The 10,993-nt window shown below is 35.9% G+C and carries 13 protein-coding genes; all 13 read right to left on the bottom strand.

Annotated features, from left to right (window positions below; all coding sequences use genetic code 11):
• Positions 1-95 precede the first annotated feature (95 nt).
• The 13 genes from NSA47_RS09600 to NSA47_RS09540 all read right to left on the bottom strand — a co-directional run bounded on the left by NSA47_RS09600 (position 96) and on the right by NSA47_RS09540 (position 10,947).
• Complete coding sequence (locus NSA47_RS09600; protein WP_257531367.1) at positions 96-383, bottom strand: Vgb family protein; 288 nt, start codon at positions 381-383, stop codon at positions 96-98.
• A 642-nt stretch (positions 384-1,025) separates the two neighbouring features.
• Positions 1,026-1,850 carry an undecaprenyl-diphosphate phosphatase gene (locus NSA47_RS09595; RefSeq protein ID WP_257531366.1) on the bottom strand — a complete coding sequence of 275 codons (825 nt, stop codon included), beginning with the start codon at positions 1,848-1,850 and terminating at the stop codon, positions 1,026-1,028.
• 12 nt (positions 1,851-1,862) lie between these two features.
• Complete coding sequence (locus NSA47_RS09590) at positions 1,863-2,609, bottom strand: ABC transporter permease (RefSeq protein WP_257531364.1); 747 nt, start codon at positions 2,607-2,609, stop codon at positions 1,863-1,865.
• Positions 2,593-3,516: an ABC transporter ATP-binding protein gene (locus NSA47_RS09585; RefSeq protein WP_257531362.1), complete on the bottom strand. Its 924-nt coding sequence runs from the start codon at positions 3,514-3,516 to the stop codon at positions 2,593-2,595. The genes NSA47_RS09590 and NSA47_RS09585 overlap by 17 nt, the downstream gene beginning before the upstream one ends.
• 204 nt (positions 3,517-3,720) lie before the next feature.
• Positions 3,721-4,629, bottom strand: a complete 909-nt coding sequence (locus tag NSA47_RS09580; RefSeq protein ID WP_257531360.1) for a sensor histidine kinase — start codon at positions 4,627-4,629, stop codon at positions 3,721-3,723.
• Positions 4,626-5,333 (bottom strand): response regulator transcription factor, encoded by a 708-nt coding sequence (locus tag NSA47_RS09575; RefSeq protein ID WP_257531358.1) that lies wholly within the window; start codon positions 5,331-5,333, stop codon positions 4,626-4,628. The genes NSA47_RS09580 and NSA47_RS09575 overlap by 4 nt, the downstream gene beginning before the upstream one ends.
• Positions 5,334-5,941: 608 nt before the next feature.
• The gene (locus tag NSA47_RS09570) at positions 5,942-6,385 is read right to left on the bottom strand and encodes a GNAT family N-acetyltransferase (RefSeq protein ID WP_257531356.1); all 444 of its coding nucleotides are present in this window, start codon (positions 6,383-6,385) and stop codon (positions 5,942-5,944) included.
• A gap of 492 nt (positions 6,386-6,877) precedes the next feature.
• Entirely contained in the window at positions 6,878-7,279 is a 402-nt protein-coding gene (locus tag NSA47_RS09565) for an arsenate reductase ArsC (protein WP_257531354.1), read from the bottom strand.
• Between the two features lie 16 nt (positions 7,280-7,295).
• On the bottom strand, positions 7,296-8,348 hold the full coding sequence (gene arsB, locus NSA47_RS09560; RefSeq protein WP_257531352.1) for an ACR3 family arsenite efflux transporter: 1,053 nt from the start codon (positions 8,346-8,348) through the stop codon (positions 7,296-7,298).
• A gap of 3 nt (positions 8,349-8,351) precedes the next feature.
• The gene (locus tag NSA47_RS09555; RefSeq protein ID WP_257531350.1) at positions 8,352-8,705 is read right to left on the bottom strand and encodes a thioredoxin family protein; all 354 of its coding nucleotides are present in this window, start codon (positions 8,703-8,705) and stop codon (positions 8,352-8,354) included.
• Positions 8,706-8,759: 54 nt separating this feature from the next.
• Positions 8,760-9,524 (bottom strand): DUF2703 domain-containing protein, encoded by a 765-nt coding sequence (locus NSA47_RS09550; RefSeq protein WP_257531348.1) that lies wholly within the window; start codon positions 9,522-9,524, stop codon positions 8,760-8,762.
• A gap of 13 nt (positions 9,525-9,537) precedes the next feature.
• Positions 9,538-10,551 carry a permease gene (locus tag NSA47_RS09545; RefSeq protein WP_257531345.1) on the bottom strand — a complete coding sequence of 338 codons (1,014 nt, stop codon included), beginning with the start codon at positions 10,549-10,551 and terminating at the stop codon, positions 9,538-9,540.
• 87 nt (positions 10,552-10,638) lie between these two features.
• Positions 10,639-10,947 carry an ArsR/SmtB family transcription factor gene (locus NSA47_RS09540; protein WP_257531373.1) on the bottom strand — a complete coding sequence of 103 codons (309 nt, stop codon included), beginning with the start codon at positions 10,945-10,947 and terminating at the stop codon, positions 10,639-10,641.
• Between the last annotated feature and the right edge of the window lie 46 nt (positions 10,948-10,993).

Raw genomic sequence — 10,993 nt, 5'->3', positions numbered from 1 at the left:
AGATCTCTCCTTTCAAGCTTTTATAGTTCACCGAGTACTCAGCGGGCTATAAAAGTGCTCTATTAAAGTCTATTCTCTCATGTCTTCTACTTATTTTAAATCCATGGGATTATTGGACGCTTACCTTCTATTGATATCTTTCCTATCTTATTAGCTTTATACTCTGTAAACCACAAAGCTCCATCAATTCCCTTTGCTATAATCAGAGGTTCTGCATCTAAGGTTGGAAGTAAATACTCTGTAATTTCACCTTTTGATGTAATTCTACCTATTTTATTTCCTCTACTTTCTGTAAACCACATGGCTCCGTTAGGTCCTACAGTAATTCCATATGGTCCTGATTTATCCATTGGAAGTTTATATTCATTTATTTTTATATTCATTTGCTTATCATCCTTTCATTTTAAAAACAAAAAAACCTTTCCCAACTAAAAGTCTCGGAAAGGTTACAAGTATCATTATATAAATTTAGTATAAAACAACTATTCCAAAGTAGAAATAGTTAATTAGTAGTATATAAATTCTAATTAAATTGACACTATTATAATCCTATCCAAAACTTATAGTAGTCTAAGTAACTCAAACTAACATACCCTAAATGTTAAAAGATATGTTAACTTTACCTATACTACCTTAACTTCTAAAAACTAGATAAGATTATATGATCATTTTAACTAATCACCTCATGTTTATTTTATTTACATTTAAAGTATAGTACATTTAAGATTATAATTCAATGATTTATCAGTGAATTTGTAGAGCTTGGCATATTTCTATTCTCTTCTATCTATCTTTTACCCCAAATTTATCTTAGAAGTAATCATTTCATGTCAATAAAAAAGTAGGAGTTATCATAGTTATCATAGAGTTTTTTCTACGAATTCTCCTACTTTATGAAGAATTTTACTTAATTGCTAAAGAACTTCTTATATTGAGACATATTATAAAATGTTTTTGACACAGCATATAAAGAATATATCACGATTTTGTTATAGTCTATCTAAAGCTAATGTTCATAATCTATATTATCGCACCAATACAAAATACAGCAGTACAATAATTCCAAGTATAATCCTATACCAACCAAATACTCTGAAATCGTGCTTTTTAATATATCCCATTAAAAATTTTATAGCAAATACCGATACCATAAAGGCTATCACCATGCCAAATCCAAGAGTAAGAAGCTCTGAACTTGTAAAATCAAAGCCAAACTTTAACAGTTTAAATGCACTTGCACCAAACATTGTCGGCACAGCAAGAAAAAAGCTGAACTCTGCCGCCGCTACTCTGGATACACCAATAATAAGCGCACCAATAATGGTTGCACCTGAACGAGATGTTCCAGGGATAAGAGACAGCACTTGAAACATTCCAATCATAAAAGCCGTTTGATAGCTAATTTCCGCTAACGTATTCGTTTTTGGTTTACGTCTTTTATTCCAAGCCTCAATAACTATAAACAACACTCCATAAAGTATAAGCATTGCGGCAATTACAATAGGAGTACCTAAGTATGCTTCTAGGAAGTCATCAAACAAGAGGCCTATAATTCCCGACGGAATACACGCTACCAACACCTTAAACCATATGAAGAAAATATCTTTTTTGATTATTGGATTTTCTCTAAAGCCAAAGGGAAACATCTTATCCCAAAACATAATTACAACAGCCAGAATTGCACCAAGCTGTATCACTACGAAAAACATTTCCTTAAACTCTTCACTCATATTAAGCTGCAAAAACTCATCAATAAGTAACATATGCCCTGTACTACTGATAGGCAACCACTCGGTAATACCTTCAACAATTCCAATAATAATCACTTTTATTAATTCTAAAATATCCATAAATTAGCCTCCTTATTTAACATCCTGTTTTTTAAAATAAGCAAAGCTTGAAAAAACTCCAAAGAAGAAAACAGTCAATATGATAACAAGAGCTGTTTCAATTGAATAGTTATATTTTTCAATATCCCCACTTGCAATCAAATAAGGAGATGTCCACGGAAACAATACTCCTAAATCTTCATTGGCCAGTGCAACATTGCCAAGAACTACTGTGGCTGCTGCAATAATCGGTGTAACTAAGTTTTTAAGCCAAAGTGTTATAAAGACGAAAGGCGACATTGTAAAATACAGTAAAAAAGCACCTAGAAAATACTCTTTAAGTGACTGTATAATAACAGTAGCACTAAACTGGGCAGCATTGCCGATAATACTTAAAAGCAAAGTGGATACCCATGCTACTGCTGTTAAGATCATCATCCATATAAAAACCATAAAGAATTTTGCAGTTAAAAAAGCTCCCTTTGAAACAGGAATGGTAAGCATCGACTTCAACGTATTTTCAGTATATTCACGGCTGAAAAGGTATACAGCTATCACTCCATATACAATAACACCAAATAAAAGAAGTACATATAAATTTGTCTGTTCTAGCATATCCCAATAAGTAATAACTTTATTTGGCTCAGTAATTTTAGCTTTTATCAGCCCAGCAAAAACCATGATAGGCGATACCATTGCACCTAAAACACTGATAAAAAACATTTTTGAGCGTTTTAGCTTTAAAAATTCACAATATACTAGATTAGCCAAGTTTCCCACCTCCAATCAAGTTTGAGAAATAATCCTCCAGTTTTTCTTCACTAATATTGACTTTCGATACTAAAATATCACTTTCTACAAAACACTGGTTTAGCATTGATCTCATTTCCAAATTAGTGTAGAGGCGAATACTACCCTTTTCATGTACACTATAATCAGTAAGTCCAAACTTTTGCTCAAGCAAAAGACAAGCTTTGTTTTCATCTGAGACCACAAACTCAACATATTGCCTGTTGCGCTGGTGAAGTTCCTGCATAGCTACTTCCTCAATAAGCCTACCTTCATGCATAACTCCGATAATATCTGCAAGCTGTTCAATCTCGCTTAAAATATGGCTTGAAATGAGTATTGTTACCCCTTTTTCAATACAGAGCATTTCAAGATATTTTCGTACCTCTTGTATACCTACAGGGTCGAGTCCATTAATTGGCTCATCTAAGATGAGCATCTCTGGTTCGTGCATAATCGCTGCTGCTATGCCAAGGCGCTGTTTCATACCAAGGGAATAGTTGCCAAAGGTTTTTTTCTTTTCCTTATCAAGACCTACAATTTCAAGTGCATTTTGTACGCTGTCCTTTTTGTGCTGTCCTCTCAAACGAGCAAAGATTTGTAAATTCTCTCTGCCTGTTAGGTTTTCATAAAAACCAGGTGTTTCAATCATAGAACCAATGCGACGATAAGTTCCCTTTAAATTTTTTCGGTAATCCTCTCCAAACAATGAAATTTCTCCACTTGTAGGTGCAGCAAGGTTTAACAGCATGCGCATAGTAGTGGTTTTGCCTGCCCCATTTCTACCAAGCAATCCATAGATTTTCCCTTGTGGAACATGCATATTCACACGGTCCACACCTATTTGTTCACCAAACCGCTTTGTCAGCTTGGTTGTTTTAATTGCATATTCACTCATCTGCATGACCTCCTTACAATACTTATTGTATCAGGTAATGCTGACATCACCCTTGCGCAAATCTTACTTTTTTCTTACTTTAATAAAAAAGTCTCCCATTGGTTGGGAGGTTAAGGAAGCCTTTTTTAAATGTGTAACAGAAAGTCTAAAACTGCGAAAAATTTATATTTTCCCGCCCATTATAAAAAGAGATGACAAATGACTTCATCTCTTAAACATTGGTAGTTCAATAGTAAATTCTGTATATTCACCTATATTACTTTGTGCAGTTACCCTACCTCCATGCATCTTTGCAAGCTCTTTGACAATAGAAAGTCCAAGACCACTGCCCTGTCTACTTCTTGATGTATCCCCTTTATATAACCGTTCAAAAACTTGTGGTAGTTTATCTTTACCTATACCAATCCCGTTATCTTTTACTATTATGCTAATAATACCGTTATTCTGTTTGGCGGCAACCTTCAAGTGACTGCAACTACTGTGCTCTACCGCATTTTGAATAAGGTTGGATACCATACGCTTATATGCAGAAGTGTCAAGTTCTAGGATCCATTCCTCATCTGGAATTTCTATTTCGGGAGTTATTTCCTTCTGCTCTAATGTAGGCAACCAATCAATAACTATTTCTTTAGTTAACTCACAAATATCAGTATCTTGCATGATCAGCTTCAATTCTTTGGAGTCTATCTTGAACCAGTCAAACAGTGTATCAATAAGCCTCTTTAAGTCATAGGCTTTTTTTCTAGCAATTTTGATGTATTCCTCTTTTTCCCCATCATCAACAATATCACTTTCAAGTGCGTCCAAGTAACCAAGCAAAGATGTAAGGGGCGTTCTCACATCATGGGAAAGGCTTGTGAGTAATTCTTTGTTTGCTTGCTCTAACCTTTTCTGACGTGATAATTCTTGGTTATGGCTATAAATTAACTCATTAATTTCAAAACTTATTTTCGAAACAACTCCGTTATCTTTGATAAATATCTTTTTATTTTCTCCATTTTTAGCCGCCACAAGAACATCTAACATTTGCCTTAGCTGTTTTCTCTGCATAACAAAGAGAAATATACACAGAATACAAATCAGGCTGAGGGTAACTATAATAAATATACTCATATTATACTCCTTCCATCAAATTTGTAACCAACACCCCATACAGTCTGAATAAACTGAGGCTGTTCAGGATTAGGCTCTATTTTTTTGCGGAGTCTACGAATATGTACCATAATATTGTTATCATCAAATGCATATTCATCCTTCCATACTGCACGATATATCTGTTTTTTGGTAAAAACCCTACCACTGTTCTTAGCAAGGAAATAAAGCAAATCAAACTCCTTTGCTGTAAGATCCACAGTTGCTCCAGAGGCTATAACCTCCCTTGTAGCAGGCGCGATTGAAAGATTATCAAATGTCAGCATAGATGCAGATTCCTCTACACTCTCACCACCTAAAGTAGTATAGCGACGAATGATAGACTGCACCCTTGCAACAAACTCATTCATACTAAATGGTTTTGTAAGATAATCATCAGCACCGAGCCTAAGTCCTAAAACCTTATCGATTTCACTGTCTTTTGCAGTAAGCATAAGAACCGGCACGCTGCTTGTTTTACGCAGATCAGAAAGTACATCAAAGCCATTTTTCTGCGGAAGCATGACATCAAGCACAACAAGCTGATATGAAGTGGTTAATCCTTCTGTAAGACCGTCTGCTCCATTATGTTTGGTGGTAACGACATAGCCTTCTGTTTCAAGGTACCTTTCAACAAGAGCACAAAGTTCTATGTCATCATCTATGATTAAAATTTTTTGTTTCACGTTTTCACCTTCTTTTTAGCAAAATTAAAACATTATATTTCCTTGTAAAGTTGTTTATTTAATTAAGTCTTTTCAATCACCTTTAGATTGCCATTCATTTTGCAAACCCAGTTAAGAGATTCCGTTTCTATGATAGCTTCTTCTAATAGCTCGTTAACATCACTTATGTTGTCCGCTCATTATCAATAACAATATCAACAGCATTGATATTGTTATTATATATACATAGCCAACTTTAGTCAATTTAAAAAGGAATAAATATCCAATCAAGAAAATTTACTCCTCCCTTTTTATTTCGAGATATAAAAAAGAGGCTATGTCTATAATTTAAATTAACCTAAAAACTTAGCCCCTTGGTTTTCAATTCTATTTCTTGTATCTAGATATCTCAAAATATCTTGATAAACATTATTTAATCTATATTGCCTATTTTGCCCATCACCATTGAATCACAAATTTTTATGATAACTATAATTGAAATCATCATATAAATGTAATTTGGATAGACATAGTAAGCGTACAACATCTTACCACTGCGACGCCAAATATAAATGTTAGAAAACATTTTTTCCTATATAACTGTATATATACTTAATTTTATCACCACACTATTTAACAAGAATTATCAAATCACTAAGTGTTTTAAATCCGTTTTTTTCATAGAACTTCTGTGATGGATAATTTTTTTCTGTATTTAATATCATTGCATTCATTCCTTGCTCTTTAATATCTTCTTCTATTGCCTTTATAAACCAGCTGCCAATAGCTCTACCCTGCATTTCATAACTAACGCAAAATTCATCTATATAATATTCAAAGCCTTCTATCCATGGTTTTTTCATACCAATACTCAAGGCTACTACCTTATCATCTAACAAAGCTGCATAACCTACAAAGTAGTTATTGTTAAAATGATTATTAAAAAACTCCACTACTTGTTTTCTTGATTCGTAAATATCATTCCATGGTTCTTTAGTGAATGTTTCAATATATAAATCCACACAATCATTAATCATATGTTTTTTAATTTTTGATAAAACTAATTCTTCCATGCTTCTCCTCCTACACAACTTGTTGTTTGCTTTTTCTTTTTACATACACAATATTTTACCTATGTTCATCTATAGTATATAATTCACCTACCATAATATCAACCAAATTTAACCATTTACTCTTCCTATATCTCCAATTATCCAATGTCATCTGTCAAATGTCCTATTTAAAAGGGTCAAAATCGGTGTTTTTTAGCCGATTTTTGACCCAAATTCCATCCTAAAACCACTATATGTTGTGGTCGAACCCTACTTTTTCTCCTTTCAACCACAATACGTCATCAGAATTATACTCTCAACGTGGCTGGAGACACTCCAACTAATGTCTTAAGTCAAATTTTTGTACCATACGTCTGTGGAAACAGGTCAACCGATTTTTAGCGTTTTCGAGGTATGTGGGAACATATCAACAGTTTTACTGTTCGTGGGAACATATCAACATTGATAATGCTATAACGCCAACTACTAGATTTGTAATTGGCGTTATAATTATTACGACTTTAGTCTGCCTTTAAGCTCTTTTATTTTTGCTTCTATTGTTGAGATTACTTTTTTAAATTCCTCATCACTCTTACCTGTAGGATCATCCAGTCCCCAATCTTCCCTGTGTTTACATGGAAGGTAAGGGCATTCCACATTGCACCCCATTGTAATAACGATATCTACTGGAGGTATTTCATCAAGCAACTTTGAATGCTGAGTTGTCTCCATATCTATACCATAAAGCTCTTTCATTATGCGTACTGCATCTTGATTGATTTGCGGTTTGGTTTCAGTACCGGCAGAATAACTTTCAAATATATCTCCTGCAAAATGCTTACCAAGTGCCTCAGCCATTTGGCTTCGGCATGAATTATGGACACATATAAATGCGACCTTAGGTTTATTACTCATTGGCCATACCTCCTCTTTAGCTTTTTACTGGAAACCAGTGTTTTGTATTATTCGCTATCTTTACAAGTATCAACATAACAGGTACTTCTGTAAGAACCCCTACAATGGTAGCAAGTGCAGCTGGGCTTTGTGTTCCGAACAATGCAATCGCAACAGCAACTGCCAGTTCAAAAAAGTTGGAGGCACCAATCATACCAGCAGGCGCAGCTATATCATGCGGAAGCTTCAGAGCTTTGCTTGCCAGGTAAGCGATGAAAAAGATAAGGAAGGTCTGAATAATTAATGGTATAGCGATTAAAACAATGTGCAACGGATTATTCAGAATTACATCACCTTGGAATGAAAAGATTATTACTAAAGTCAGTAATAAACCTATGGTGGTGATATTCCCAAACTTCGGTATAAAACTCTTTTCAAAGTAATCGAGTCCCCGCTTTTTTGTGATGTAATTACGGGTGATTACACCACCAGCCAGTGGGATAACAACAAACAATACTACGGAAAGAATAAGAGTATCCCACGGTATGGTTACACCGCCTACACCCAGAAGAAATGCAACTATAGGCGTGAAGGCTATGAGAATAATAAGATCATTTGTTGCCACTTGCACGACGGTATAAGCTGGATTACCTTTTGTCAAATGACTCCATACAAATACCATTGCTGTACACGGAGCAGCTCCAAGAAGTATTGCTCCTGCAAGATAATCCTTTGCCAGTTCAGCTGGGATAAGCGCTTTAAATATCACATAGAAAAATAGCCATGCAATACCGAACATGGTAAAGGGTTTTATCAACCAGTTAGTTATCCATGTGACAAAAAGTCCTTTAGGATTTCTACCAACATTTTTGATGCTTTGGAAATCAACCTTTAGCATCATTGGGTAAATCATAAGCCATATAAGAATAGCGATTGGAATAGACACTTCTGCATATTCAAATTGGCCTAAAAAGGTAGGGATTCCAGGCAAAAACTTACCAATCAGCACACCTGCAATCATGCATAATATAACCCACACTGTTAAATATCTCTCAAAAAAGCCTATACCTGAAACTTTTTCCTTCACCATAGTTTACCCCCTTACTTTTTGGAGGATTTTTACAACCTCATCAGTTTTAAGCACTTTGCCATAGGAGACCACCTTTCCATCGATGACAAGAGCAGGGGTAGTCATCACTCCATACGCTGCAATCTGTGAAAAATCAGTTACATGATCAATAGTAGTATCCATTCCAAGTTGTTCCAAGGCTGCTTTTGTTGCCTCTTCAAGTTGATTACACTTGGCACACCCGCTTCCCAACACCTTTACTCCTGCACCTTCGGACTTAGCGGTTTCTGCTTTTGCCATGCTTTCCGCATCACAATTTCCGCCACAGCAACATGATGTAGTTTCCTCTTTTTTATTTTTCTTACCAAACAATGCCATAGTAAATCTCTCCTTTTTAATATTAATTTTAGAATCCAAGATATTAATAATTAATCAGCAACAATTTCCTCCACAAGAGCAACTAGATTTGTTTTTCTTTCCTGCATAGAATTCTTGTAAATTTTCAGGTAATTCATACTCTCTGCAGGAACAGTCAGCTTCAATCTGCCCAAATACTGTGTTTAAGATAGCTTCGGCAAGCATTTCTTTTGGGGGCACCTCATAGGGTTCTCCATTATACTCAAACACCCTGCAGTTTACATCGGTACCGCTTATATCACTACAGCAACCGCAGCTATTCTCTGCAACAGATTGACAGATGTCATGACCGTTTACACGAATCGTAGGCGAGGAAAGAAACTTGTATTGCCCTGCAATTTCTGCTGTTTTCATCTCAATTTTGTTATACTCTACTTCAAAGCCAGCAATGCTCAGTGCGGGGGTAAGTGTCATCATGACCTCATCAAGTACATTGTCCGTTCCAATACAACGATCACATGTTTCTAGATCTAGATATAGATACTCAACAACAATCTTCTTTTCGGATGCCGTTTCACACCCGCAAGAGCAACAGGATTCCTCAACTAATTGCTCTCCGTTTGGTGGGGTCCAGCCAGTGTCCTCCCCTAAATAGGTAATCGCCCCGACCGAGCAACGGTTACCACAGCCATGACAATGATCGACACATAATTCGGGGTTCTTTACAACAGGTGAAGGGGCCTTTGTTGTGTCATATACACCGTGGGGACACTTTGCTACACAGGTGCCGCATTCCACACACGTCAAATAATCGATAACAGGATACCATTTCTTTGCCATACCTTTTTTCCTCCTAAACTATCAACGCCTGAAAAGCATTGAATAAATAACCGACAATTATGATTCCGATTGTACAAATTGCAATGAAAAGCGCCAGAAGCTTGGGCTTAACTGCTTTACGCAACATAATCATAGAGGGCAACGAGAGTGTGGTTACAGCCATCATAAATGAAAGTATAACTCCAAGTTGTGCACCTTTAGCAAATAAAGCTTCTGCAATGGGAATAGTACCGAAAATATCAGCATACATCGGAACACCGATTAATGTCGCTAATATTACCCCAAAGGGATTATTGCTTCCAAGTGCAGTTGACACCCATCCTTCAGGAATCCAGTTATGAATGATTGCGCCGATACCAACTCCTATTAAGATATACGGTAATACCTTTTTAAAGGTTGAGAGCATTTGCTCTTTGGCATAAATGAGCCGGTCTTTTCTTGTTAAATCGGGGGATTCTATATCTACGCTACCAGCAGTAAGGATAAAGCTTTCAACATGCTTTTCCATGTGAAGCTTTTCAATAAGTGTACCGCCAATGACAGCTATGATAAGACCTACCACAACATAGATAACAGCGACTTTTGCACCAAAAATACTCATCAATAAAACAAGAGAACCAAGATCCACCATAGGAGAAGAAATAAGAAATGAAAAGGTTACTCCCAAAGGTAGACCTGCAGATGTAAAACCTATAAAGAGCGGTATTGATGAACAGGAACAGAATGGTGTTACCGTTCCTAGCAAGGCAGCTGCCACATTCGCTCCGATACCATGAAAACGACCTAATATCTTTTTACTGCGCTCAGGTGGAAAATAACTTTGGATATAGCTGATTATAAAAATCAGAAAACACAAGAGTAGAGTAATTTTGATAACGTCATAAACAAAAAACTGAATGCTTCCAATCCAACGATTAGTTGCATCAAGGCCTAATGCATTAAGTCCACTGCCGATTAATTCGTTTAGCCATTTCATCCCCAGTATCTGATTCTGGAAGAAGTCCCAGATTGCTTTTATTACTTGCATTTGCCATACACCTCACTTTTATTTAAACATATCAAGATTTTTCGATGTATTCTTGTCATAAAAAGCCATCTCCCAGATGGCCTTAATCTAACAACAGTCATTTGTTTCAGTAGTAGTATCTTGGGCTGTTAATGTTTTAAGGAGTTCTAGTGCAGTACGACTCCCTTTTTCGCTAATCTTATAATGTGTCCATTTTCCATCCTGCCTGCTATCAACAATGCCTGATTCACATAGAATCTTCATATGATATGATAACGTAGATTGTGCCATATCTAACTGCTCTACCAAAATACATGCGCATTTTTCACCGCTTCGAAGTAATTCAAGTATCCGTAAGCGTTTTTCATCACAGAAGGCTTTGAATACATTTGCCTGTTCCTCATATGTAGCTTCCATTGTTTTCACCTCACATCGAAAATACTTGATATGATATATTGTATGT

This window comes from Irregularibacter muris (genome assembly GCF_024622505.1).
GTDB lineage: Bacteria > Bacillota > Clostridia > Eubacteriales > Garciellaceae > Irregularibacter > Irregularibacter muris.
The sequence above is the reverse complement of the archived record's forward strand: the minus strand, read 5'-3'. Positions and strand labels throughout refer to the sequence as shown.